We start from the raw sequence: 25,614 nt of genomic DNA, 5'->3' as shown, positions 1-25,614 counted from the left end.
TCCTCGGCGGGCGACCTTCAGGGCGCCCGCGGCAGTGGCTCACTCTAGCCAGACCCGCACCGACCCCCCGAAGTCGCCCTCCCCGACGACGGTTCGGTGTTCGTGGGACGGCGCCGGTCGGCGCTGCCGGAGCGCGTGCCCCGGTCGGTCCTGGTCGCCCGGCACCGGCCGAACGGCACCGGCCGAACGACACCGGCCGAACGACACCGGCCGGACGACACCGGCCGGTCAAGGCTTCAGTGCTCGGCCGCGACTCCCACCAGGTCGCCACCGACGGCGGTGCTCCGGCCGCGCTGCGCGGGGAGGAGAGCGCCGGAAGTCGCGACGGGAGCGTCGGGAGCCGGGACGGAAGCGCCGGAAGTCGGGATGGAAGCGCCGGGAGCCGCGACGGGAGCGCCGGGAGCCGTGATCGGCGGCAGTTCGACGTGCTCGCTGAGTCCGAAGCGCCGGTGCAGCCTGCGCAGCGGCGCGGGCGCCCACCAGTTGAACTCGCCGAACAGGGTCATCGCGGCGGGCACCAGCAGGCACCGCACCAGCGTCGCGTCCACCGCGACGGCGACCGCCAGCGCGATGCCCATCTGTTTCACCATCAGCATGTCCCCGGCCGCGAAGCCGGCGAAGACGATGACCATCAGCAGGGCAGCCGAGGTGATGATCTTCCCGCTGCGCTGCAGGCCGAGCTCGACGGACCGGGTGCAGCTGTGGCCCCGGTCGCGCAGCTCCTTGATCCGGGCGAGCAGGAACACCTCGTAGTCCATCGAGAGTCCGAAGGCGAAGGCGAAGACCAGGACCGGGATGAAGGTCTCCAGACCGCCGACCGGGCTGAAGCCGAGCAGGCCGCTGAACCAGCCGTCCTGGAAGACCAGGGTCAGCGCACCGAGCGAGGCCCCCAGCGACAGCAGGTTCATCAGCAGCGCCTTGGCCGGCATCACCACCGAGCCGGTCATCAGGAAGAGCAGGATCAGCGTGCCGAGGGCCACCAGGCCCAGTGCCCAGGGGCCCCGGGTCAGCAGTTCGTGCTGGAAGTCCACCACCGAGGCGGCCCCGCCGGTGACGTACGTGGTCAGCCCGGCCCGGTCGGCCCGCAGCTCCTTCACCACCTGCTTGGCCGCGCCGCCCTGCGGGTCGCCCGCCACCAGCACGTCGATGGTGGAGACCTGGTCGCCGACCGGCGTCACCGCCCGGACCCCGCTGACCCCCGGCAGCTTCGCCACCACCTCGTCGGCGTACGCCTGGGCCACCGTCGGCCCGGCCTTGACCACGACCGTGACGGGCGCCGCCGAGACCTGCGGGAAGCGCTGGTCGACGGTCTCCGAGACCTGTCGCCCGGCGGAGGACGCGGGCAGGACGGCCGCGCCGGAGTTGCGCATCTGGGCGCCGGCGAACGGCGCGCCGGCCGCGACCAGCAGCGCGGTGCAGATCAGCGCCACCGGCACCGCGCGGCGGCGCACCCGTCGGACCGTACGGCTGAAGAAACCCTCGTCGGGTACGGGCGTCGCGGGCGCCTTGATCCGGTGGCCCGAGAAGCCGAGCAGCGCGGGGATCAGCGTCAGCGCGGCCGCGACCGCGATCACCACCACGCTCACGCCGGCCGCGGCCACCGCGCCGAGGACGGGGCTGGTGAAGACGAACAGGCCGGACAGCGCGACGGCCACGGTCAGCCCGGAGAAGGCGACGGTACGTCCGGCGGTGGCGGCGGTGCGCTCCACGGCGGCGGCGACACTCGCGCCGTGCCCGCGTTCCTCACGGAAGCGGTTGACCATCAGCAGGGCGTAGTCGATGGAGAGGCCGAGGCCGAGCACGGTGGCGATCGGCAGCACGCTGGTGTCGATGTCCATGATCTTGCTGAACCCGAACATCGCCAGCAGCGCGCCGCCCACCGAGGCGACCGCGCCGATCAGCGGCAGGCTGGCGGCCGCCAGGCCGCCGAAGACCAGCACCATCACGATCAGGGTCAGCGGCAGGGTGACGATCTCGCCGAAGCGGGTGTCGCTCGCCGTCTGCTTCTTGACCTCCTGTTGGAGCACGAGGTCCCCGCCGACGGTGACGTGGGCGCCGTCCGCCTCGATCGTGGAGAGGTGGTGGACGACGGTGTCCAGCTGGGCGTTGTCGCCGGCGTCGGCCATCCGGACGCTGACCAGGCTCGCGTTGCCGTCCGCGGAGCGCAGGGCCGCGCCGCCCGGGCCGTAGGCGTCGGTGACGGAGACCACTCCCGGCAGGGCGGCGATCTCGGCGGCGGCCTTGGTGACGGCCGCGCGGACCGGCTGGTCGTCCACCGGGACGCCGTCGACCACGGCGGTGACCGATCCCTTCGCGGGATCGGCCGCCGTGACCACGGACGTGCCGCGATCCGCCTCGGAGCTTCCGGAGGCGCCGGCGACGCTCCCCTCGAACACCCGGCCGCCGATCAGCACCCCGACCACCAGGACCACGGCCCACAGGCCCAGCACCCAGCGACGCCGCCGGAAGCAGAACCGTCCCAGGGCGGCCAGCCGGCCGCGGACCTCGGGGGCGTCGGATGCAGGAGCGTCGGTGGTCACTGCGGTGATTCGGCGCATATGCGGGGGGTGCCTTGCGTCAGGGGGCTCCGGAGGGGCCCGTCGGGCAACTCACCCCAAGGTAGGCGCTGAGACATGAAAGACCCATAGGGGTGCAATGAGCCCCTCGTCACACAATTCGTTCACGTAGTGAACGCGTAAGCGGGCGCGTACCCGGGCCAACATCGGGACCGTCGGGCCGCCGGAAAGCACGGCTGCGGCGCGGCGCCCACCCGGCCCCCGACGAAGCCACTGCCACCGTCGCCACGGCACCCGCACCCGCACCCGCACCCGCACCCGCACCCGCACCCGCACCCGCACAAACGCGTGGACCCCCACCCGGTTCCCCGGGCGGGGGTCCACGTTTCAGCCGTTGCTCAGCGGCTCAGCGAGTGATCGCCTGACGCTCAGCGGCAGGGGCGAGAGCTCAGCTCTGGCCGCCGGCCAGCTTCTCGCGCAGTGCGGCGAGCGCCTCGTCCGAAGCGAGAGCGCCGGAGCCCTCGTCGCTGCTGGAGGAGTACGAGCCACCGGCGGCGGCGGCGACGGCGTCGCCACCCTCCGCAGCGGCCTCGGCGTCGGCCTCACGGCTCTTGATGACCTGGGCCTGGTGCTGCTCGAAGCGGGTCTGCGCCTCGGCGTACTGGGCCTCCCACGCCTCGCGCTGCTTCTCGAAGCCGTCGAGCCAGTCGTTCGCCTCGGGGTCGAAGCCCTCCGGGTAGATGTAGTTGCCCTGGTCGTCGTACGAGGCAGCCATGCCGTACAGGGTCGGGTCGAACTCGACCGAGGCCGGGTCGGCACCGAGCGACTCGTTGGCCTGCTTCAGCGAGAGGCTGATGCGACGACGCTCGAGGTCGATGTCGATGACCTTGACGAAGATCTCGTCGCCGACCTGGACGACCTGCTCCGGGATCTCCACGTGGCGCTCGGCCAGCTCGGAGATGTGGACCAGACCCTCGATGCCCTCGTCCACGCGGACGAACGCACCGAACGGAACCAGCTTGGTGACCTTGCCGGGGACGACCTGGCCGATCTGGTGCGTCCGGGCGAACTGCTGCCACGGGTCTTCCTGGGTCGCCTTCAGCGACAGGGAGACGCGCTCGCGGTCCATGTCGACGTCGAGAACCTCGACGGTGACCTCCTGGCCGACCTCGACAACCTCGGACGGGTGGTCGATGTGCTTCCAGGACAGCTCGGAGACGTGCACGAGGCCGTCGACGCCACCCAGGTCCACGAAGGCACCGAAGTTGACGATGGAGGAGACGACGCCGGAGCGCACCTGACCCTTCTGCAGGGTGGTGAGGAAGGTCTGGCGGACCTCGCTCTGGGTCTGCTCCAGCCAGGCACGGCGGGACAGGACCACGTTGTTGCGGTTCTTGTCCAGCTCGATGATCTTGGCCTCGAGCTCCTTGCCCACGTAGGGCTGGAGGTCGCGGACGCGGCGCATCTCGACGAGCGAGGCCGGCAGGAAGCCACGGAGGCCGATGTCGAGGATGAGACCACCCTTGACGACCTCGATGACGGTACCGGTGACGATCCCGTCCTCTTCCTTGATCTTCTCGATCGTGCCCCAGGCGCGCTCGTACTGTGCGCGCTTCTTGGACAGGATCAGACGACCCTCCTTGTCCTCCTTCTGGAGAACCAGGGCCTCGATCTCGTCGCCGACCTTGACGACCTCGTGCGGGTCAACGTCGTGCTTGATCGAGAGCTCGCGGGAAGGGATCACACCCTCGGTCTTGTAACCGATGTCGAGGAGAACCTCGTCACGGTCGACCTTCACGATGATGCCCTCGACGATGTCGCCATCGTTGAAGTACTTGATGGTCTCGTCGATCGCCGCGAGGAATGCCTCAGCGTCGCCGATGTCGTTGACCGCAACCTGCGGGGTGGTGCTGAGGGAGGAGTCGGTGGGGCTCGTCATTAGGAAAAGGGCTCCGGTACGGACATGAAGTCGTAGGTAATGCCACGCGGAGGGCCCGTATCGCTCCCACCGAAAGCCGGACAGCCAGATGCACGGCGCACCGGTGATTCCCAGAAAGAATCCGAGATCCGGTGTCCGTCTTGCGACCGTGGGGTCTTCGACAGATGCGAGCGCGACCTGCTCCGTCCGAGGCGCGCAGGCCCGCAGCGCAACTTGTAGCATACGGGGACAGCCGGGCACGGTCAACGCCAACTGTGGCGAGACGGTGGAGGCCGGTGTGGATCAGGCCATATCCTCGCAACCGCGCCCCTTCACGCCGGCTCGGCCGGTGTGTCGGGTGGCAGCCGCAGGGGCCCGCTCCCCGGATGCCACCGTCCCGGAGCTGACCCGTACGGGACAGACTCGGAACAGCGGCGCTTTCCGCAGACGACACCCTACGCGACGGGCACTACCACCTTGGCCACCACCCCTGATCCTCTGCTCGAACCGCAGGCCACGGCCCTGCCCGGGGAGGACGAGAACGACGCCGTCCGGCGCGCCGCCGAGGCCGGCGAGAGCAGCCGGGCCAGCCGCCACTGGTGGGACCGCAACGCGGACGAGTACCAGGACGAGCACGGCGAGTTCCTCGGCGACGACCGCTTCACCTGGTGCCCCGAGGGCCTGGACGAGGCCGACGCCCGGCTGCTCGGCGAGCCCTCGTCCTGGAAGGGCCGCGACATCCTGGAGATCGGTGCGGGCGCGGCGCAGTGCTCGCGCTGGCTGGCCGCGCGCGGCGCCCGCCCGGTCGCCCTGGACATCTCCCACCGCCAGCTCCAGCACTCCCGGCGGATCGACCTCGGTCGCGGCGCCGCCGTCGTCCCCGTGGTGCAGGCGGACGCCGCGGTGCTGCCGTTCGCCGACGGCTCCTTCGACCTGGCCTGCTCCGCGTACGGCGCGGTGCCCTTCAGCGCCGACACCGAGCAGCTGATGCGCGAGGTGCACCGGGTGCTGCGGCCGGGCGGGCGCTGGGTCTTCTCGGTCACCCACCCGATCCGCTGGGCCTTCCCCGACGAGCCCGGGGTGGAGGGCCTGACCGCCGTCGCCTCCTACTTCGACCGGACCCCGTACGTCGAGGAGGACGAGCAGGGGCGGGCCACCTACGTCGAGCACCACCGCACCCTCGGCGACCGGGTCCGTGAGCTGACCGCGGCCGGCTTCCGGCTGCTCGACCTGGTCGAGCCCGAGTGGCCGGCCGGTCTGGAGCAGGAGTGGGGCGGCTGGAGCCCGCTGCGCGGACGGCACATCCCCGGCACCGCGATCTTCGTCACGCAGCGGGGCTGAACCGGCCTTGACCGACACCTCCGCCGCGCTGAACCCCGCCTGGCTCGACCTTCCGGTCCGCGAGGCCGTCCCCGCCCTGCGGCACGCACTGGCCGCCGACGGCGTGGCCGTGCTGGCGGCGCCGCCCGGCACCGGCAAGACCACCCTGGTGCCGTTGGCGCTGGCCGGTCTGGCCGGCGGGCCGCCCGGGCCGCCCGGCCGGGTGCTGGTGGCCGAGCCACGCCGGCTCGCCGTCCGGGCGGCGGCGCGGCGGATGGCCTGGCTGCTCGGCGAGCAGCCGGGTGGGCGCGTCGGGTACGCGATCCGGGGCGAGCGGCGGGTCGGCCCCGCCACCGTGGTCGAGGTGGTCACCACCGGTGTGCTGCTCCAGCGGCTCCAGCGGGACCCGGAGCTGGCCGGCGTCGGCACCGTCGTCCTGGACGAGTGCCACGAGCGGCATCTGGACGCCGACACCGCGCTGGCCTTCCTGCTGGACGTCCGCGCCGCGCTCCGCCCCGAGCTGCGACTGGTCTGTGCCTCGGCGACCTCCGACACCGAGGCCTGGGCGCGACTGCTCGGCGGGCCCGACGGGCCGGCCCGGGTGATCGAGGCACACGGGGTGTCGCACGCCGTCGACGTCGTCTGGGCGCCCCCGCCGCGCGCCGTGCGCGCCCCGCAGGGCACCCGTACCGACCCGCTGCTGCTGGAGCACGTCGCCGCCACCGTCCGGCGGGCGCTGGCCGAGCGGACCGGCGACCTGCTCTGCTTCCTGCCCGGCGTCGGCGAGATCTCCCGGGTCGCGGGCCTGCTGGCCGGCGCGCCGGCGGAGGTGCTGCAGCTGCACGGCCGGGCCCCGCAGGCCGTCCAGGACGCGGCACTCACCGCCGGCGGCGCCCGGCGGGTCATCCTGGCCACCTCGGTCGCCGAGTCCTCGCTCACCGTCCCCGGGGTGCGGACCGTGGTGGACGCCGGGCTGGCCCGCGAGCCGCGCACCGACCACGCCCGGGGCCTCGCCGCCCTGGTGACGGTGAGGGCCTCGCTGGCCGCCGCCCGCCAGCGCGCCGGACGGGCCGGACGCGAGGCACCCGGCACGGTCTACCGCTGCTGGAACGAGGCCGAGGACGCCCTCGCCGCCCGCTTCCCCACCCCGGAGATCGCACTCGCCGACCTCACCTCCTTCGCCCTCCAGGCCGCCTGCTGGGGCGACCCGGACGCGCGCGGCCTGGCCCTGCCCGACGCCCCGCCGGCCGGCGCGATGGCCGCCGCCCGGCAGACCCTGCGGGCCCTGGGCGCGGTCGACGAGGACGGCCGGGCCACCGCGCGCGGCACCGGCCTCGCCCGCACCGGGCTGCACCCCCGGCTCGCCCGCGCGCTGCTCGACGGCGCGGCCGAGGTCGGCTCCCGACGGGCCGCGGAGGTGGTCGCGCTGCTCTCCGAGGAGCCGCCGCGCGCGCTCGGGGACGACCTCGGCGCCGTCTGGCGTGCCGTCAGGCAGGGCAACGACCCCTATGCGGGCCGCTGGCGCGAGGAGGTCCGGCGGCTGCGCCGGAGCCTGGACGAGACCCCGGGGAGGGGGCTGCCGGACACCGCCGCCGCCGGCCTGGTGGTCGCGCTGGCCTTCCCCGAGCGGATCGCCCGGGCCCGCGTGGACAAGCCCGAACCCGGCGCCCGGAGCCCCTATCTGATGGCGTCCGGTACGGCTGCCGAGACCGCCCCCGGCACCGCGCTGACCGGCCTGCCCTGGCTCGCGGTCGCGGTCGCCGACCGCCCGGCCGGCTCGCCCTCGGCCCGGATCCTGCACGCCGCGGCACTGGACGAGAGCACCGCGCGACTGGCCGGGGCGCCGCTGCTGACCGGCCGGGCCGAGGTCCGCTGGGCGACGCCGCCGGGCGGGCGCCGCGGTGACCTGGCGGCCCGCCGGGTCGAGTCGCTGGGCGCCATCGAACTCGCCGCCGTCCCGCTCACCTCGCCGGACCCGGCCCTGGTCCGGGCCGCCCTGCTGGAGGGCCTGGCCCGGGAGGGCGTCACCGACCTGCTCAGCTGGTCACCGGCCGCCGCCGCGCTGCGCGAGCGCCTGGCCTTCCTGCATCGCGCCCTCGGCGAGCCCTGGCCCGACGTCGGCGACGACGCGCTGCTGGCGGCCGTCGACAGATGGCTGGAGCCGGAACTCTCCCGTGCCCGCCGCCGCTCCGCGCTCGAACGCCTCGACACCGCCGCCGCCCTGCATCGGCTGCTGCCCTGGGCCACCGGGCAGGCCGGGCGGCTGGAGGAACTCGCCCCCGAGCGGATCACGGTGCCGTCGGGCTCCCGGATCCGGGTCGACTACAGCGGCGAGCGGCCCGTGCTCGCCGTCAAGCTCCAGGAGCTGTTCGGCTGGGCCGCGGCCCCCGCGCTGGCCGGCGGCCGCGTGCCGCTGACGGTCCACCTGCTCTCCCCCGCCGGGCGGCCGGCCGCCGTCACCGGCGACCTCGCCTCGTTCTGGCGGGAGGGCTACCGGGCGGTCCGCGCCGAACTGCGCGGCCGCTACCCCCGCCACCCCTGGCCGGAGGACCCGGGCACCGCCGAGCCCACCCGGCGGCTCAACCAGCGGAGGTAGGCGCGGCGCCGGATCCGTCGGGCCGGGGCCGTCGCCCGGCACCGCGCGGGGGTGGCCGCCCCGTCGGTGCGCAGGCGCCCGCCAGGCCGCCTGCGCACCTCATGTCCGGTCCGACCGGGCCGAGCTGACGGACCGTCCGGTCAGGTAGTGGGGCCGGCGGGCTCCCAGGGCCGGAACCACGGGTCGGGCCACCGCTCGGCGGCGGCCATCAGCGGGTAGTGGGTGGCGCCGTCGACGGTCTCCCGGATGACGTCGGCGTGGCCGCCGTGCCGCGCGGTCTCCTCGATCAGGTGGAGCAGCACCCAGCGCACCGACCACTGCTCGACGTCGGCCGGAAACCACGGCACTCCCCGGGGCACCGGTACGCCCTGGCCGAGATCGGCGATGCCGGCGACGATCTCGTCCGTCTCGGCGGCCGCCTGCCGGTAGTCGTCCAGGACACCGGCCAGCGTCTCGTCCGGGGTGAGTCGGAAGTCGGAGTCGTCCGACTCGTCGGCCTCCCGGCGCGGGCCGCTCTCGCGCCGCAGGACGAGATCCATCCAGCCGCGCTCGCAGCGGGCCGCGTGCTTGATCAGGCCGGCGATGTTCAGCTCGCTGGCGGAGGGCGCCGACCGCGCCTGCTCCTCCGTCAGGCCGTGTGCGGTGATCCGCAGTCCCTGGCGCTGCTGGGCGAGGAAGGCGAGCAGTGCGTCGCGCTCGTCGGCGACCGGCGGGGCGTGTCCGGGCATGGCGTGGCGCCTTTCGGTGGGAGGGGTGACGACCACGACCCTCCCGCGCCGGCTCGGCGGCGGTCAATGGATCTCGCAAAGAATTTCAGAAACTTGCTGCAAGCCCTTTCCGAGTCTTCGCCGCCCCTGACCGGTCGGCGGGAGGCGGCCGCGCACCGCCCCCGCCGACCGGCGCGGTCAGTGCGCGGCGCTCTCCCAGTTCGGGCCGACGCCGACCGACACGTCCAGCGGAGCCCGCAGGGGGTAGGCGCCGGCCATCTGCTCGCGCACGATCGCCTCGACCTGCCCGCGCTCGCCCGGGGCCAGCTCCAGGACGATTTCGTCGTGCACCTGCAGCAGCATCCGGGAGGTCAGCCCGGCGGCCCGCAGGGCGTCGTCCACCTTCAGCATGGCGATCTTGACGATGTCGGCGGCCGAGCCCTGGATCGGGGCGTTCAGGGCCATCCGCTCCGCCATCTCCCGGCGCTGGCGGTTGTCGCTGTTGAGGTCGGGAAGGTGGCGGCGGCGCCCGAGCAGCGTCTCGGTGTACCCCGTGGCGCGGGCCTCCTCCACCACCCGCTGGAGGTAGTCCCGCACGCCGCCGAAGCGCTCGAAGTAGGTGTCCATCAGGCCCTGCGCCTCGCCCGGCTTGATGCCGAGCTGCTGGGAGAGCCCGTAGGCGGAGAGCCCGTACGCCAGGCCGTAGGACATCGCCTTGATCTTGCGGCGCATCTCGGCGTCGACCGCGCCCGACTCGACGCCGAAGACCTGGGAGGCGACGGTGGTGTGCAGGTCCTCGCCGCCCGCGAAGGCCTCCAGCAGGGCCTCGTCCTCGGAGAGGTGGGCCATGATGCGCAGCTCGATCTGCGAGTAGTCGGCGGTCAGCAGCGCGTCGAAGCCCTCGCCGACGACGAAGGCACGACGGATCGCCCGGCCCTCCTCGGTGCGGACCGGGATGTTCTGCAGGTTCGGGTCCTGCGAGGAGAGCCGGCCGGTGGCGGCGACCATCTGGTTGAACGTGGTGTGGATCCGGCCCTGCGGGGAGACCGTCTTGAGCAGGCCCTCCACGGTGGTGCGCAGCTTGGCCTGGTCCCGGTGGCGCAGCAGGACGACCGGCAGCTCGTTGTCGGTCTGGCCGGCCAGCCAGGCCAGCGCGTCGGCGTCGGTGGTGTAGCCGGTCTTGATCTTCTTGGTCTTGGGCAGCGCCAGTTCGCCGAAGAGGATCTCCTGCAGCTGCTTGGGCGAGCCGAGGTTGAACTCGTGCCCGGCGGCGGCGTGCGCCTCCTCCACCACCCGCTGGATCTCGGTGGCGAACTGCGCCTCCAGGCCGGTCAGCCAGGCCCGGTCGGCGGCGATGCCGGTGCGCTCCATCCGGGCCAGCAGCGAGGCGATCGGCAGTTCCATGTCCCGCAGCAGCTCGGTGGCGCCTGCGGCGGCGAGCCGCGGTTCGAACTGCGCCGCGAGGTCGAGCACCGTACGGGCCTGGACCATCAGCGCGCGGGCACCGGCGGTCGCGTCCTCCTCCGGCGCGTCGAAGCTGAGCTGGCCCGTCTCGGCGGCCGCGGCCGGGGTGAGCGAGCGGGAGAGGTACTCCTCGGCCAGCACCTCCAGGGTGAAGGTGCGCCGGCCGGGCTTCTCCAGGTAGGCGGCGAGCGCGGTGTCGGCGACCACGCCCCGGATCTGCCAGCCCTGCTCGGCGAAGGCCCGCATCACCTGCTTGGCGATGTGCAGCGCCTTGGGGCGGACCGGGTCGTCCAGCCAGGCGGTGAAGGCGCGGTCGTCCGCCTCGTCCAGGTGCGCGGGGTCGAACCAGGCGGCGCTCTCGCCGGCCGCGAGCGCGACCTCCTGGACGCTGCCCGCGCCGAGACCCCACTGGTAGACGGCGGCCAGCGCGACCGGGGCGGCGGCGCCGGCGGCGTGCTCGGCGAGCCAGCCGGCCAGCGCACCGGGCTCGGTGAGCAGATCGCCGTCCACCTCGATACCGGGGGCGACCTCGGCCTGCTCGGCGCTCTGCCCGGCGGTGGGGTCGATGCCGAAGATCCGCTCGCGGAAGTTGCTGTTGCGGAACTCCAGCGACTCCATCAGCTGCCCGACCGCCTCACGGTCGAACGCGGCGCGCTGCAGGTCGGCGACGCCGAGCGGGAGTTCGACGTCGCGGACCAGCTCGGTGAGCACCCGGTTGCGCTTGACCGAGTCGAGGTGCTCGCGGAGCTTCTCGCCGATCTTGCCCTTGACCTGGTCCGCGTTGGCGACGAGTTCGTCGAAGGAGCCGAACTGGTTGACCCACTTCGCGGCCGTCTTCTCGCCGACCCCGGGGATGCCGGGGAGGTTGTCCGACGGATCGCCGCGCAGGGCGGCCAGATCCGGGTACTGGGCGGGGGTGACGCCGTACTTCTCGGCGACCTTCTCGGGCGTGTAGCGGGTGAGCTCGGAGACGCCCTTGGTGGGGTAGAGCACGGTGACCCGCTCGGTGACCAGCTGGAGCGAATCCCGGTCACCGGTGACGATGTCGACGTCGAAACCCTCGGCCGCGGCGGCGGTGGCGAGGGTGGCGATGATGTCGTCGGCCTCGAAGTTCTCCACCGTCATCCGGGGGACGTTCATCGCGTCGAGCAGTTCGCCGATCAGCCCGATCTGGCTCTTGAACTCGTCCGGCGTCTTGGCCCGGTTGGCCTTGTAGTCGGGGAACTCGGCCGAACGGAACGTCTTGCGGGAGAGGTCGAAGGCGACCGCGAGGTGGGTCGGCTGCTCGTCGCGCACCGTGTTGGCGAGCATCGAGGCGAAGCCGTACACCGCGTTGGTGGGCTGACCGGTGGAGGTGTTGAAGTTCTCCACGGGCAGCGCGTAGAAGGCCCGGTAGGCCATCGAATGCCCGTCGAGCAGCATCAGCCGGGGCCGGGGGCCGGTCCCGTCGCCACCCGTCGCGCCCTTGCCCGTACTCTGCGTAGCCACGTCAACGTCCCGTTCCTGCCGATTCCACTGCCGGTGACCGATCCTATGGCCCGCCGCCGACAACGGACGCGAGGACGGCGGCGGGCCCGGACGGCGGTGCGCCGCGCCACCGCCGGGCGCGGCCGCTACTCCCGGGTAGCGCGGTCGTACGATCACAGCAGCACGCTCATGAAGACGTGACCCCTGACCGGCAGGAGCTCCCATGACCGACGCGGCCCCCACCGACGCGGCCCCCGTCCTGGACGTCCCGCAGGACGTCCTGGACCACTTCGCCAAGCTCGGCGTCGACCCCTCCACCTTCTCCGGCGGCCATCTCGGCGACCGGCTCGGCATCAAGGTCGTCGAGGCCTCCGGGGACCGCGTGGTCGGCACCATGCCGGTGGAGGGCAACCAGCAGCCGTACGGCCTGCTGCACGGCGGCGCCTCGGCGGCGCTGGCCGAGACGCTCGGTTCGATCGGCGCGATGCTGCACGCCGGGCCCGGCCGCTACGCGGTCGGGGTGGACCTCAACGCCACCCACCACCGCTCGGCGACCTCGGGAACGGTCACCGGCGTGGCCACCGCGGTCTTCAAGGGCCGCACGGCCGCGACCTACGAGATCGCGATCACCGACGACACCGGACGGCGGATCACCAGCTGCCGGCTCACCTGCATGCTGCGCGACCTGTAGGACGGCTCCCGGCCCACCGGCCGCCGGACCAACGATCGTGCTCCGCCCCCTTGTTCGATCAAGGCGTTTGACAACTGTCCCCGCCGGGCAGGCCCTTGGTCCAGACGAGGGGGCGGCGGCATGTCCGGCACGGAGTGCGAGCACGGAGGGGCGCGACGTGCTGCCCGCCCGGCCGGCCCCGGGCCGACGGGGCGTCAACCCGCCCTGTTCGCGGCCTTTCCGGCGGCCGGTACGGGACACCGGGCGACCGGCTCCGGCCCACCGGCCGACGCACCGCCAACCCTGCTTCCGCACCCCGCGCGGGACGTCCGGTTCACGTACGTCGGCGCGGTCCGCGAGGCGACCGGGCCCGGCAGCGGCTCCACCCCGCGCACCCCGGCGGGAACCGGCACAGGCACCGGCACCGGCACCGGCACCGGCGGCCACCCGTACCGGATCACCGGCATCGGGCGGCCGCACGCCGCCCTCCCCGACGGGACGGCCGACCCTCCCGCGACCGCGGTGACACCGCGGCGGCCGGTGGAGCCGAAGACCCGGTACACGGCCGCCGACCGCGCGGCGGCGCCCGCGGATGCGGAACGTCCTTTCCTGGATGTAACGCTGCGTAACACGGACGCAATTCAGACCCCGCATCGAATCCCGGGCGAGGCGTATGCGCTCGATCCGTCGGCCGACCTGCGCCTTCCCCACCCTTCGTCCGGTATCCGGACACCTGTGTCCGGGTCCATCACGGCGGACGGTGATGACCGATAGTCGAACACACCAGTAGTCACCTGCGGTTCTGGGCCTTACATCGGAACCGGGGCGGGCCGCCCCCTGCGCAGCAACGGATCGATCGCGCCAGAACGGACCGGATTCTGAGACAGATGATCACTGTGCTCATAACAAGAGAATCACAGCCTGCCCGGACCCCTCCACGAGCCGCCCAACGGCATCTAGAGTCACGGCCAGTCACCGCGCCACCCAACTGGGCCCGGCTCAGCGCGCGACCCGGCACCCGCCACCTCTGGCGGGGCGCCTCCTGACCGAAGGAGTCCCTCGTGCGTCATCGTTCAGCGCTTGTCGTGAGCATCGCCGTCATCGGAGCGCTCAGCCTCTCCGCCTGCGGCGCCCGCGACGCGAAGAAGGGCGGCGACGCCGCAGGCGGGGGATCCACCACCGTCACCATCGGCGTGGACGCCCCCCTCACCGGAGACCTCTCCGCGCTCGGCCTCGGCATCAAGAACTCCGTCGACCTCGCCATCAAGCAGGCCAACGAGAAGAACGAGGTGCCCGGCGTCAAGTTCCAGATCAAGGCCCTGGACGACACCGCCAAGCCCGCTCCCGGCCAGCAGAACGCCACCCAGCTGGTTGCCGACAACAACGTGATCGGCGTCGTCGGCCCGCTGAACTCCAGCGTCGCCCAGTCGATGCAGCAGATCTTCAACGACGCCAACCTCGTCGAGATCTCCCCCGCCAACACCGGCGTCGCCCTCAGCCAGGGCGAGAAGTGGGCCACCGGCACCAAGGCCCGCCCCTTCAAGTCCTACTTCCGCACCGCCACCACCGACGCCGTGCAGGGCCCCTTCGCCGCCCAGTACCTGTTCACCGACGCCAAGAAGTCCAAGGTCTTCCTCATCGACGACCAGAAGACCTACGGCGCCGGCCTCGCCGCCACCTTCAAGGGCGAGTTCACCAAGCTCGGCGGCACCATCGTCGGCGAGGAGCACGTCAACCCCGACGACCGCGACTTCAACGCCATCGTCACCAAGGTCAAGGCAGCCGGCGCCGAAGCCGTCTACTACGGCGGCGAGTACCCCGCGGCCGGCCCGCTCTCCCTCCAGCTCAAGGACGCCGGCGTCAACATCCCGCTGATGGGCGGCGACGGCATCCAGAGCGGCGACTTCATCAAGCTCAACCCCAAGGGCCAGGGCGACCTGGCCACCGCCGTCGGCCTGCCCGTCGAGCAGCTGCCCACCGCCGCCAAGTTCATCGCCGACTACAACGCGGCCGGCTACAAGGACAAGTACGAGACCTACGGCGGCTACTCCTACGACAGCGCCTGGGCCATCGTCCAGGCCGTCAAGACCGTCGTCGCCGCCAACAACGGCAAGGTCCCCACGGACGTCCGCAAGAAGGTCGTCGACGCCGTCCAGCAGATCTCCTTCGACGGTGTGACCGGCAAGGTCTCCTTCGACGAGTACGGCGACACCACCAACAAGCAGCTCACCGTCTACGCCGTCAAGGACAACGCGTGGGCCGTGGAGAAGTCCGGCACCTTCGCCGGCTGACCTCCCACCGTCCCGACAGCCGAACCACCCGCGCGGGGGCGCCACGAGCGCCCCCGCGCACCCACTTCCCCCACCCACGCGGACACACGCACAACGGAGGCCCAGCGGTGCACGATCTACCGCAACAGCTGGCCAACGGCCTGATCCTCGGAGCCCTCTACGGCCTCGTCGCGATCGGCTACACGATGGTCTACGGCATCGTCCAGCTCATCAACTTCGCCCACGGCGAGATCTTCATGGTCGGCGGCTTCGGCGCCCTCACCGCCTACCTCGTGCTGCCCGGCGGCACCACCCTCTGGCTGGCCGTGCCCCTCATGCTGATCGCGGGCATCCTGGTTTCCACCCTGGTCGCCGTCGGCGCCGAGCGCTTCGCCTACCGGCCGCTGCGCACCGCCCCCCGGCTCGCACCGCTGATCACCGCCATCGGCCTGTCGATCGTGCTCCAGCAGCTGGTCTTCTCGTTCTACCCCGACGCCAAGAAGGCCCGGGTCTTCCCCAAGATCCCCGGTGACCCCTTCCACCTGGCCTCCGTCACCATCCAGCGCAGCGACGTCTTCCTGATCATCGCCGCACCCGTCTGCATGGTCATCCTCGGCTGGTTCGTCGCCCGCACCCGCTCCGGGCGCGCCATGCAGGCCACCAGCCAGGACCCCGACACCGCCAAGCTGATGGGCATCGACACCGACCGGGTCATCGTGATGGCCTTCGCGATCGGCGCCGCGTTCGCCGCCGTCGCCGCCGTCGCTTACGGCCTGCGCACCGGCCAGGTCGACTTCCGGATGGGCTTCATCCTCGGCCTCAAGGCCTTCACCGCCGCCGTCCTCGGCGGCATCGGCAACATCTACGGCGCCATGCTCGGCGGCCTCGCCCTCGGCCTCGCCGAAGGTCTCGCCACCGCCTACATCCAGCACGTCCCCGGCATGCACCTCTTCGGTGGCGGCGCCTGGAAGGACGTCTGGGCGTTCGTACTCCTCATCGTCGTCCTGCTCGTCAGGCCCCAGGGGCTGCTCGGCGAGCGCGTCGCGGACAGGGCGTGACCACCATGAGCACCGAACTCACCCCCGTCATCCCCGTCCCCGCCCGCGCCGCCCGGCCCTTCACCGCCGCGGCGGCCGCCGCCACCGCCCTCACCGCCCTCACCGCCTGGACCTGGACCTCCGAGTTCCCCGGCGACCTCACCTACTACGGCTCCCCCGCCGGCCTGCAGTGGCTCACCCTCACCGGCGGCCTGATCACCCTGCTGCTCACCCTCGCCGGGCACCGCGTCCCCGGACTGCGCTGGCTCAGCCCCACCGGCAGTGACAACGCCGTCCTGTACGCCGCCTTCGGCACCGCCGCCGTCAGCTGGTTCTCCCTCATCGCCATCTCGGTCGAGCTCGGCGGCCTCGCCAACCTCGAACCCGGCGGCTGGCTCGCCGGCCTCACCTCGCTGCTCACCGTCGTGGGCGCGCTCGGCCTCCCGCTGGAGCGCAACACCACCGGACGCGGACTGCGCCTGGCCAAGGTCGAGCGCCGCCTCGCGCCGCCCCGCGAACTGCCCTCCTGGGTCGAGGTGCTGCTGATCATCGCGGCGTTCGCGGTCGGCCTGTTCGCCATCACCTTCGGCATCGACACCGAGTACGGCGAGCTGTTCACCGCCTACCTGCTGCTGACCGGCTTCAGCGTCGCCGCACTCGCCAAGTCCGGCCTGCTGGACCGCCTGCGCGCCCTGACCGTCAAGCACCGCCCGGTCGCCACCGGCGCCGCCTTCGCCGCCGCCGCCGGCTTCCCGTTCACCCAGACCAGCGACCAGTACACCTCGGTCGCCGCGAACATCCTGATCTTCGCGACCGTCGCCCTGGGCCTGAACATCGTCGTCGGCCTGGCCGGCCTGCTCGACCTCGGCTACGTGGCCTTCCTCGGCGTCGGCGCCTACGCCGCGGCCCTGGTCTCCGGCTCCCCCGCCTCCCCGATCCACGTCCAGTTCCCCTTCTGGGCCGCGGCCCTCACCGGAGCGGCCGCCTCCATGGTGTTCGGCGTCCTGATCGGCGCCCCGACCCTGCGACTGCGCGGCGACTACCTCGCCATCGTCACGCTCGGCTTCGGCGAGATCTTCCGCATCACCATGAACAACCTCAACGGGACCACCGGCCCCAACCTCACCAACGGGTCCAACGGCATCCCGCGCATCCCCGACCTCCAGATCCTCGGCTTCGACCTGGGCAGGAAGCACCTCGTCGGCGGCGTCGAACTCGGCCGGTTCTCCAACTACTACCTGCTGATGCTCATCGTCACCGCCTTCGTCGTGCTGGTCTTCGCCCGCGTCGGCAACTCCCGGATCGGCCGCGCCTGGGTCGCCATCCGCGAGGACGAGACCGCCGCCGAGGCCATGGGCATCAACGGCTTCCGCCTCAAGCTGCTCGCCTTCGCCCTCGGCGCCTGCCTGGCCGGCCTGGCCGGTACCGTCCAGGCGCACGTCAGCTACACCGTCACCCCCGACCAGTACACCTTCGCCGAGGCCCTCCCGCCGAACTCCGCCTTCCTGCTCGCCGCGGTCATCCTCGGCGGCATGGGCACCATCAGCGGGCCCCTGGTCGGCGCCACCCTGCTCTTCCTCGTCCCGAAGAAGCTCGAGTTCCTCTCCAACTACCAGTTGCTCGCGTTCGGCGTCACGCTCATCATCCTGATGCGGATCCGCCCCGAGGGGCTCATCCCCAACCGCCGCAACAAGCTGGAGTTCCACGAGCCGCTCATCCCGGCCCAGGCTTCACCGGACGACTCGGCACTCACCAAGGCAGGGGCGTGAAAACCCAGATGACCACCACCACCGCCCCCGCGCCCGCGCCCGTCGGCACCGCGCTGCTCGACGTCCGGGGCGTCACCATGCGCTTCGGCGGCCTCACCGCCGTCAACAACGTCGACCTCACCGTCAACGAGGGTGAGATCATCGGCCTGATCGGGCCCAACGGCGCCGGCAAGACCACCTTCTTCAACTGCCTCACCGGCCTGTACGTCCCCACCGAGGGCACCGTCAGCTACCGGGGCAAGGTCCTGCCGCCCAAGCCCCACCGGGTCACCCAGGCCGGCATCGCCCGCACCTTCCAGAACATCCGGCTCTTCGCCAACATGACCGTCCTGGAGAACGTCCTCGTCGGCCGGCACTGCCGCACCAAGGAGGGCATCTTCTCCGCCATCCTGCGCGGCCCCGGCTACCGTCGCGCCGAGTCCGAGGGCCACGACCGGGCCATGGAGCTCCTGGAGTTCACCGGCCTCGCCGCCAAGGCCGACCACCTGGCGCGCAATCTGCCCTACGGCGAGCAGCGCAAGCTGGAGATCGCCCGCGCCCTCGCCAGTGACCCCGGCCTGCTGCTGCTGGACGAGCCCACCGCCGGCATGAACCCCCAGGAGACCCGCGCCGCCGAGGAGCTCGTCTTCGCGATCCGGGACAAGGGCGTCGCGATCCTCGTCATCGAGCACGACATGCGCTTCATCTTCAACCTCTGCGACCGCACCGCCGTGCTGGTCCAGGGCCAGAAGATCGTCGAGGGCGACCGCGAGACCGTCCAGAGCGACGAGCGCGTCATCACCGCCTACCTCGGCGCACCGCTCGAAGGAACCACCGGGCCCGGCCCGGACGCAAGCACGGAGGCCAGCCAGTGACCGCTCTCCTGGAGGTCGAGGACCTCCGCGTCTCCTACGGCAAGATCGAAGCCGTCAAGGGCATCAGCTTCACCGTCAACCAGGGCGAGGTCACCACGCTCATCGGCACCAACGGCGCCGGTAAGACCACCACCCTGCGCACCCTGTCCGGGCTGCTCCGGCCGACCTCCGGGACGATCACCTTCGACGGGCAGCCGCTGAGCACCGTCCCCGCGCACCGGATCGTAGCGCTCGGGCTGGCGCACTCCCCCGAGGGCCGGCACATCTTCCCCCGGATGACCATCGAGGAGAACCTGCTCCTCGGCGCCTTCCTGCGCAAGGACGCCGACGGCATCACCTCCGACGTCGAGCGCGCCTACACGCTCTTCCCGATCCTCGGCGAGCGCCGCAAGCAGGCGGCCGGCACCCTCTCCGGCGGCGAGCAGCAGATGCTCGCGATGGGGCGGGCGCTGATGTCCCGGCCGAAGCTGCTGATGCTGGACGAGCCCTCGATGGGGCTCTCCCCGCTGATGATGCAGAAGATCATGGCGACCATCATCGAGCTCAAGACCTCCGGCACCACCATCCTGCTGGTCGAGCAGAACGCCCAGGCGGCGCTCTCGCTCTCCGACCAGGGGTACGTGATGGAGACCGGCCGGATCGTCCTCACCGGGACCGGCGGCGACCTGCTGCACGACGAGTCCGTCCGCAAGGCCTACCTCGGCGAGGACTGACCGGGCGACCGGAACGGCGAAGGGCCCGACCTCGCGGTCGGGCCCTTCGCCGTGCGGTCCTAGCCCTCGGCGGGAGCCTCGTCCGCCTTCTTCTTGTCCTGCGCGACGCCCTCCTCGATCACGGCCTCCGCGACGGCGGCCATGGTCATCCGGCGGTCCATCGAGGTCTTCTGGATCCAGCGGAACGCGGCCGGCTCGGTCAGCCCGAACTTGGTCTGCAGCACGCTCTTCGCGCGGTCCACCAGCTTGCGGGTCTCCAGGCGCTGGGTGAGGTCGGCGATCTCCTCCTCCAGCGTCCGCATCTCGGTGTAGCGGGAGACCGCCATCTCGATCGCGGGCACCAGGTCGCTCTTGCTGAACGGCTTCACGATGTACGCCATCGCGCCGGCGTCCCGCGCCCGGTCCACCAGCTCGCGCTGCGAGAACGCGGTCAGCATCAGGACGGGCGCCAGGTGCGCCGCGTGGATCTGCTCGGCGGCCGACAGGCCGTCCAGGACGGGCATCTTCACGTCGAGGATGGCCAGGTCGGGCCGGAGCTCCTCGACCAGCTTCAGCGCGGTCGCACCGTCCCCGGCCTCGCCGACGACGACGTAACCCTCTTCTTCGAGCATCTCCTTCAGGTCGAGGCGGATCAACGCCTCGTCCTCGGCGATGACAATCCGGGTGATCTGGGACGAATAGGTCTCAAGCGGCTCAGGCTGCTCGTCGGCGGTGCTCACGGGGCTCCTCGTTCCGGCGGGGTACTGCATGCATGAGCCTACCTAGACACGGTATGTTTGAGACCCAGAGGGGTCAGAGGAAACCTTTGATTCAGTGATGCCCCGGTAGCCCAGCGGTTAGAGGCAATGGTCTCAAACACCATCCAGCGTGGGTTCGAATCCCACTCGGGGTACTTTTCCTTCAATTCGAAGGTCGCCATCTGAAGCAACAGTTGGCGATCTTCAGCTTTTCGAGTGGCCGTGGGCGTTCCGGCCGCCGTTCGACGGTCCGTCGCACGGGCTCGCCCCGTGGACGACATGGCCACCCGGCGCCGCGCGGTCGCCCTCGACACCGCGGGCCCGGACCGCAGGGCCTCGGCCCGTCCCGCCGGCGCCGCGCACGTCTCCGCCGCCCGCAGGGCGTCGGCCGCCCCGATGGACGAGCACCTCGGCCACGCGTACCGACCGCGGCGCGGGGCCGCGGCGCGGTCGGTACGCGTGGCCGTGCTCAGTTGTCGAGCTGCCCGACGTGGTGCACCCGGACGAGGTTGGTGGACCCCGCCAGACCGGGCGGGGAGCCGGCGGTGATGACGACGATGTCGCCCTTCCGGCAGCGGCCGAGGCCGATCAGGGCGGCGTCGACCTGTTCGACCATCTCGTCCGTGGTCGGGGCGAAGGGGCCGAGGAAGGTCTCGATGCCCCAGGTGAGGGCGAGTTGGCTGCGGACGTCGGGCTCGTAGGTGAAGGCGAGCACCGGGATGGGCGAGCGGTAGCGGGAGAGGCGGCGCGCGGTGTCGCCGCTCTGGGTGAAGGCGACGAGGTACTTGGCGTTCAGGAAGTCGCCGATCTCGGCGGCCGCGCGGGCGACGGCGCCGCCCTGCGTCCGGGGCTTGTTGGTGGCGGTGAGGGGCGGCAGGCCGGCGGCGAGGACCTCCTCCTCGGCGGCCTCGATGATGCGGCTCATGGTGCGGACGGTGGCGACGGGGTACTTCCCGACGGAGGTCTCACCGGAGAGCATCACGGCGTCGGTGCCGTCGAGGACGGCGTTGGCGACGTCGGAGGCCTCGGCCCGGGTGGGCCGGGAGGCGTTGATCATCGAGTCGAGCATCTGGGTGGCGACGATGACCGGCTTGGCGTTGCGCTTGGCCAGCTTGACGGCGCGCTTCTGGACGAGCGGGACCTGTTCGAGGGGCATCTCCACGCCCAGGTCTCCGCGCGCCACCATGATGCCGTCGAAGGCGTCGACGATGGATTCGAGGTTCTCGACGGCCTGCGGCTTCTCGATCTTGGCGATCACGGGGAGGAAGCGGCCCTCCTCCGCCATCACCTTGTGGACCTCCTCGATGTCCTGGCCGCTGCGGACGAAGGACAGGGCAATGAGGTCGGCTCCGGTCCGCAGGGCCCAGCGCAGGTCGGCGACGTCCTTGTCGCTGAGCGCGGGCACCGAGACGGCGACGCCGGGCAGGTTGAGGCCCTTGTGGTCGGAGACCAGGCCGCCTTCGAGGACGGTGCAGTGGACGCGGGGGCCGTCGACGCGGGTGACCTCCAGGCAGACCCTGCCGTCGTCGACGAGGATGCGCTCGCCGCGCGAGACGTCGGCGGCGAGCCCCTTGTAGGTGGTGCCGCAGATGTCGCGGTCGCCGGTGACGTCCTCGGTGGTGATCGTGAACTCGTCGCCGCGTTCGAGAAGTACAGGGCCTTCGGCGAAGGTCTCGAGTCGGATCTTCGGGCCTTGAAGGTCGGCGAGGATGCCGACGCTGCGGCCGGTCTCGTCGGCGGCCTTGCGGACCCGGCGGTAGCGTTCCTCGTGCTCGTTCTGGGAGCCGTGGCTCAGGTTGAGACGGGCGATGTCCATGCCGGCGACGACCAGGGCCTTGATCTGGTCGTACGAATCGGTGGCGGGCCCGAGAGTACAGACGATTTTTGCTCGGCGCATAGTGCTGAGCGTAGGCATTACCGGTGCGTAACAACGACGTTCCGCCGGGCGGCGGGATGACCGTTGCCGAAAGGTTCGTTGAACAATCTGACACATCGTGACTTCAGGGCCGGTGAGGGCGAGTTGCCCGCCCTGTGGGCACTGGTGCCGTTCCGTGAAGGGCTGTTCACCCCTGGTTCACCCCCGCGTCGGCCACCGCTCCCCGCCCGGCGGGACGCTTCGGTTCCGAGGGCTGGACTGAAGGTCGAGGGGGATTCGGTCGCCATGAGACGTGTGATCAGCGTGCTCGCCGCGCTGGTGCTGCTGGGCGGGGTGGTGTTCGCGGTCCTGCACCGGTCCCAGCCGGACAACGGAGTGACCGTGGTCAAGGGGGTGATCGGCTCCGAGAAGCGCGAGTTCTTCGCGGATCCGGAGGTGGTCGCCGCGTTCCGGGCGCACGGTCTGCGGATCGACGCGGTCACCACCGGGTCCTGGCAGATGGCCGGGTCGGAACTGAACGGCGACGACTTCGCCTTCCCCGCCGCGCTCTCGCCGGCCGAGGAGATCCGGGCCAGGCGGAACATCGCCGGTGAGCCGGTCCGGCCGTTCTACTCGCCGCTGGTGGTGATCGCGCACGCTCCGGTGGCGGAGGTGCTGCGCGGCAACGGCCTGGCCGCGAAGGCGGAGTCGGGGGTCTGGACGCTGCGGATGGACCAGTACCTGACGGCCGTCCGGGCGGACCGGACCTGGCAGCAGCTGAAGGACACCGCCGGTCACGCCGAGTTGGCGGGGGCGCTGTACGTGACCACCACGGATCCGGGGACCTCCTCCTCGGGGGCCCTGCACCTGGCGGCGGTCTCGTACCTGGCCAACGGCGGCCGGGTGGTGGCCGACTCCGCGGGGGTGGACCGGACCCGGGACGTGCTGCGCAAGGTGACGGCCATGCAGGGGGACCAGAAGACCAGCAGTGACGGCCCGTTCAAGGACTTCCTGTCGGGGGTGGGCAGTCCGCTGGTGCTGGTGTACGAGTCCCAGGTGGCGGCGCTGGTGTCCCAGGGGCGTTCGACGGGGGATCTGGTGGTGCTGTACCCGGACACCACCGTTTCGAGTGACCACACCCTGGTCGGGTTGACGGACAACGGCTGGAAGGTCGCCGCGCTGCTGCGCGACGACACCACGCTCCGCGCCCTGGAGGCCCGTTACGGCTTCCGCCCGCAGGGCGATCCGGCGGCCTTCGGCGCGGCGGTGGCCGGCAGGGCCGGGCCGGTGTTCGCACCGGACCTCACGGCGGCGGGTGTGCAGCAGGTGCCGGTGCCCGCGCTCACGATTCTGAACCAGCTGGTCGACGCGGCCAAGGGCCGGTGACGGGGGATGACTGCGGTGAACGCGGGACTGAAGCGGAGCATGGCGGCCGGCCGGATCCTGATCGCGGGGCTGGCGCTGCTGGTGGCGGGGTGCACCTCGGGAGGTGGCGGCGCCGCGCCCGCGCCCGCGCCCACCGACGCGGTCGCGCCCACGCCGCAGGCCGGGGTGCTGCGGGTGCTGGCCGGCAGCGAGCTGCAGGACATGGCGCCGATCCTGGAGGAGGCCAGGAAGGCCACCGGGGTGAGCGTGCAGTTCGCCTGGACGGGTTCGCTGGACGGCGCGGAGGCGGTCGCCTCGGGCCGGGCGGACGGCAGGTACGACGCGGTCTGGTTCCCCTCCGACCACTATCTGCGGCTGGACGACGGCGGCCGGGCGAAACTGCTCTCCGAGACGCCCGTGATGGTCTCCCCGGTCGCCGTGGGCGTGCGGTCCTCCGTGCTGGCGGAGCTCGGGTGGGGCGACGGCTCACAGGTGACCTGGGCGCAGATCGGGGACGCGGCGTCGACGGGGCGGCTCGCGTACGGGATGGCGGACCCTTCGCGCTCCAACTCGGGTTTCTCGGCGCTGGTCGCGGTGGCCTCGGCGTTCTCGGGGGCCGGCTCGGCGCTGACCGACGCGGACGTGCAGAAGGCCGCTCCCTCGCTGAAGCAGTTCTTCACCGGGCAGAAGCTGACCTCCGGGTCCTCCGGCTGGCTGGCCCAGGCGTACGGCAAGGCGGAGCCGGGCCGGATCGGGGCGCTGGTCAACTACGAGTCCGTACTGCTGTCGCTGAACCGCACACTGCCGGCCGACGGGCAGCTGACCGTGGTGCGGCCGACCGACGGGGTGGTGTCGGCGGACTACCCGCTGGCCCTGCTGGCCTCCTCCGGGGAGCGGGAGCGGGAGTCCTTCCAGCGACTGACGGCCTACCTGCTCAAGGACGACGTGCAGCGCCGGATCTCGGAGCTGACGCTGCGCCGGCCGGTCGCGCCGGGGGTGGCGCCGGCCGCGGGGCTGCCCGCCGACCGCCGGCGGGAGCTGCCGTTCCCGGGCAGCAAGGCGGTGGCCGACGGGCTGCTCGCCTCGTACCAGAACGAGCTGCGGCGCCCCTCCCGGACGGTGTACGTGCTGGACACCTCGGGGTCGATGTCGGGCGAGCGGCTGGCCTCGCTGAAGGCGGCGATGGCGCGGTTGACCGGGGCGGACGACACCCGGGCGGTGCGGCGGTTCCGCGATCGTGAGGAGGTCACGCTGATCTCCTTCGCCTCGAAGGTGAAGTGGACGCGCACCCACTCGGTGCCGGAGCGGGACCCGCAGGCGGAGCTGGCGTCGATCGACAAGGACGTGCAGGGGCTGGCGGCGGACGGCGGCACGGCGGTGTACAGCTCGCTGGAGGAGGCGTACCGGACGATCGAGCGCCAGCAGTCGGCGGCGAAGGACGACCGGTTCACCTCGATCGTGCTGATGACGGACGGGGAGAGCAACGAGGGGGCCTCGGACGGCGACTTCAAGGCGTTCTTCCTGGCGCTGCCGTCGTCCGAGCGGGCGGTGCCGGTGTTCCCGATCCTGTTCGGCGACGCGGCGAAGGGGCAGGTGCAGGGGATCGCGGATCTCACCGGCGGCAAGCTGTTCGACGGGACGGGCTCGCTGGAGGGGGCGTTCGAGGAGATCCGTGGCTATCAGTAGAGGGCTGTGGCGGTACCTGGAGTCGGGGCGGAACCTGGCGGGCTGCGCAGGTGGCACGGCTGGGCTGGTGCTCCACTTCACGGGGGTCGCGGGCCCCTGGTGGCCGGCCGTGGTGGCGGGGCTGTACGGCGTCGGGGCGCTGCTGGCGCCCGGCCCCCGCCGGGGGCCCGGCACGGCGGTGTCGGCGGTGTCGGCGCCGGCCGTCGCCGGACCGGTGCGGACGGCCGAGGAGCTGCTGTCGGAGGAGCTGCGGGCCGAGCTGGCCGAGCTGGCGGACCACCTGGCGGACGTGCAGCTGCCCTGGTCGGCCGGGGTGGAGGAGTTGCTGACCGCGTTGGGGCGGACGGCCGCGGCGGGACGGCCCGGACCGGACGCCGCCGCCCTGCGGACGGCCCGCCTGGTGGCGACCGAACGACTGCCGATCGCGCTGGACGGGTACCTTCGGGCGCGTAGCTGGGAGCGGTGGGCGACGCTCGCGCAGGACCCGGTGACGGCCCTGCGGCGCGAGGTCGACCTGATGGCCGCGAGCCTCGGGTAGACCGGGCACCGCCCGGTGCTCGGGGTGACTGCCCGAAGGGGCAGCTCGGGGCGCCCCCGATGGCGGCCGAACGTCCCTGTCGGGCCGGCGCGGGCGCGGGGATGCTGTGGCCCGGCAGCGGCACCAGCCGCG

The 25,614-nt window shown here is 72.2% G+C and carries 18 protein-coding genes and 1 tRNA gene; 13 read left to right on the top strand and 6 right to left on the bottom strand.

All coding sequences use genetic code 11. The features are described from left to right. Positions 1–236 precede the first annotated feature (236 nt). Both OG823_RS26175 and rpsA read right to left on the bottom strand, forming a co-directional pair. Entirely contained in the window at positions 237–2,540 is a 2,304-nt protein-coding gene (locus OG823_RS26175) for an MMPL family transporter (RefSeq protein WP_371482324.1), read from the bottom strand. 424 nt (positions 2,541–2,964) lie between these two features. Further along, entirely contained in the window at positions 2,965–4,455 is a 1,491-nt protein-coding gene (rpsA, locus tag OG823_RS26170) for a 30S ribosomal protein S1 (protein ID WP_266324093.1), read from the bottom strand. A gap of 477 nt (positions 4,456–4,932) precedes the next feature. Here rpsA and OG823_RS26165 point away from each other — a divergent pair, with 477 nt between their 5' ends. Together OG823_RS26165 and hrpB are read left to right on the top strand one after the other, a co-directional pair. Continuing rightward, positions 4,933–5,775, top strand: a complete 843-nt coding sequence (locus OG823_RS26165; protein WP_371484661.1) for a class I SAM-dependent methyltransferase — start codon at positions 4,933–4,935, stop codon at positions 5,773–5,775. Positions 5,776–5,782: 7 nt separating this feature from the next. After that, positions 5,783–8,350 carry an ATP-dependent helicase HrpB gene (gene hrpB, locus OG823_RS26160; protein ID WP_371482323.1) on the top strand — a complete coding sequence of 856 codons (2,568 nt, stop codon included), beginning with the start codon at positions 5,783–5,785 and terminating at the stop codon, positions 8,348–8,350. Between the two features lie 140 nt (positions 8,351–8,490). Here the strand turns inward: hrpB and OG823_RS26155 are convergent, their stop codons facing one another. Then, on the bottom strand, positions 8,491–9,078 hold the full coding sequence (locus tag OG823_RS26155) for a DinB family protein (RefSeq protein ID WP_371482321.1): 588 nt from the start codon (positions 9,076–9,078) through the stop codon (positions 8,491–8,493). A gap of 177 nt (positions 9,079–9,255) precedes the next feature. Next, on the bottom strand, positions 9,256–11,943 hold the full coding sequence (gene polA / locus OG823_RS26150) for a DNA polymerase I (RefSeq protein WP_371484660.1): 2,688 nt from the start codon (positions 11,941–11,943) through the stop codon (positions 9,256–9,258). 268 nt (positions 11,944–12,211) lie between these two features. On the opposite strand from polA, the gene OG823_RS26145 reads away from it, so the two are divergent. From OG823_RS26145 to OG823_RS26115, 7 genes are all read left to right on the top strand, one after another. After that, positions 12,212–12,679 carry a PaaI family thioesterase gene (locus OG823_RS26145; RefSeq protein ID WP_371482320.1) on the top strand — a complete coding sequence of 156 codons (468 nt, stop codon included), beginning with the start codon at positions 12,212–12,214 and terminating at the stop codon, positions 12,677–12,679. A gap of 120 nt (positions 12,680–12,799) precedes the next feature. Further along, positions 12,800–13,432, top strand: coding sequence for a hypothetical protein (locus OG823_RS26140; protein ID WP_371482318.1), 633 nt, complete (start codon positions 12,800–12,802; stop codon positions 13,430–13,432). Positions 13,433–13,719: 287 nt separating this feature from the next. Then, a complete protein-coding gene (locus OG823_RS26135; protein WP_371482317.1) occupies positions 13,720–14,949 on the top strand; it encodes a branched-chain amino acid ABC transporter substrate-binding protein in 1,230 nt (409 codons plus the stop codon). Positions 14,950–15,056: 107 nt separating this feature from the next. Next, positions 15,057–15,986: a branched-chain amino acid ABC transporter permease gene (locus tag OG823_RS26130; RefSeq protein WP_371482315.1), complete on the top strand. Its 930-nt coding sequence runs from the start codon at positions 15,057–15,059 to the stop codon at positions 15,984–15,986. 5 nt (positions 15,987–15,991) lie between these two features. After that, positions 15,992–17,734: a branched-chain amino acid ABC transporter permease gene (locus tag OG823_RS26125; protein ID WP_371482314.1), complete on the top strand. Its 1,743-nt coding sequence runs from the start codon at positions 15,992–15,994 to the stop codon at positions 17,732–17,734. Between the two features lie 8 nt (positions 17,735–17,742). Then, entirely contained in the window at positions 17,743–18,588 is an 846-nt protein-coding gene (locus OG823_RS26120) for an ABC transporter ATP-binding protein (RefSeq protein WP_371482313.1), read from the top strand. Continuing rightward, positions 18,585–19,301, top strand: a complete 717-nt coding sequence (locus OG823_RS26115; protein WP_371482312.1) for an ABC transporter ATP-binding protein — start codon at positions 18,585–18,587, stop codon at positions 19,299–19,301. Before OG823_RS26120 ends, OG823_RS26115 begins: the two co-directional genes overlap by 4 nt. 59 nt (positions 19,302–19,360) lie before the next feature. Here OG823_RS26115 and OG823_RS26110 read toward each other — a convergent pair whose 3' ends face one another. Next, complete coding sequence (locus OG823_RS26110) at positions 19,361–20,050, bottom strand: ANTAR domain-containing response regulator (protein WP_371482310.1); 690 nt, start codon at positions 20,048–20,050, stop codon at positions 19,361–19,363. Between the two features lie 69 nt (positions 20,051–20,119). Between OG823_RS26110 and OG823_RS26105 the strand changes: the two genes are divergently transcribed. After that, positions 20,120–20,193 (top strand) — tRNA-Leu (locus OG823_RS26105). Positions 20,194–20,507: 314 nt separating this feature from the next. Here the strand turns inward: OG823_RS26105 and pyk are convergent. Continuing rightward, the gene (pyk, locus tag OG823_RS26100) at positions 20,508–21,935 is read right to left on the bottom strand and encodes a pyruvate kinase (RefSeq protein ID WP_371482308.1); all 1,428 of its coding nucleotides are present in this window, start codon (positions 21,933–21,935) and stop codon (positions 20,508–20,510) included. A 264-nt stretch (positions 21,936–22,199) separates the two neighbouring features. Here pyk and OG823_RS26095 point away from each other — a divergent pair, with 264 nt between their 5' ends. Genes OG823_RS26095 through OG823_RS26085 form a run of 3 tightly spaced genes read left to right on the top strand, consistent with a single transcriptional unit; the run spans position 22,200 to position 25,482 of the window. Continuing rightward, the gene (locus OG823_RS26095) at positions 22,200–23,279 is read left to right on the top strand and encodes a hypothetical protein (protein ID WP_371482307.1); all 1,080 of its coding nucleotides are present in this window, start codon (positions 22,200–22,202) and stop codon (positions 23,277–23,279) included. Positions 23,280–23,285: 6 nt separating this feature from the next. Next, a complete protein-coding gene (locus OG823_RS26090) occupies positions 23,286–24,944 on the top strand; it encodes a VWA domain-containing protein (RefSeq protein WP_371482306.1) in 1,659 nt (552 codons plus the stop codon). Continuing rightward, the gene (locus OG823_RS26085; RefSeq protein ID WP_371482305.1) at positions 24,931–25,482 is read left to right on the top strand and encodes a hypothetical protein; all 552 of its coding nucleotides are present in this window, start codon (positions 24,931–24,933) and stop codon (positions 25,480–25,482) included. Before OG823_RS26090 ends, OG823_RS26085 begins: the two co-directional genes overlap by 14 nt. The last annotated feature ends 132 nt before the right edge of the window (positions 25,483–25,614 follow it).

It is taken from the genome of Kitasatospora sp. NBC_00315, assembly GCF_041435095.1.
Taxonomy (GTDB): Bacteria; Actinomycetota; Actinomycetes; order Streptomycetales; family Streptomycetaceae; genus Kitasatospora.
The sequence above is the reverse complement of the archived record's forward strand: the minus strand, read 5'-3'. Positions and strand labels throughout refer to the sequence as shown.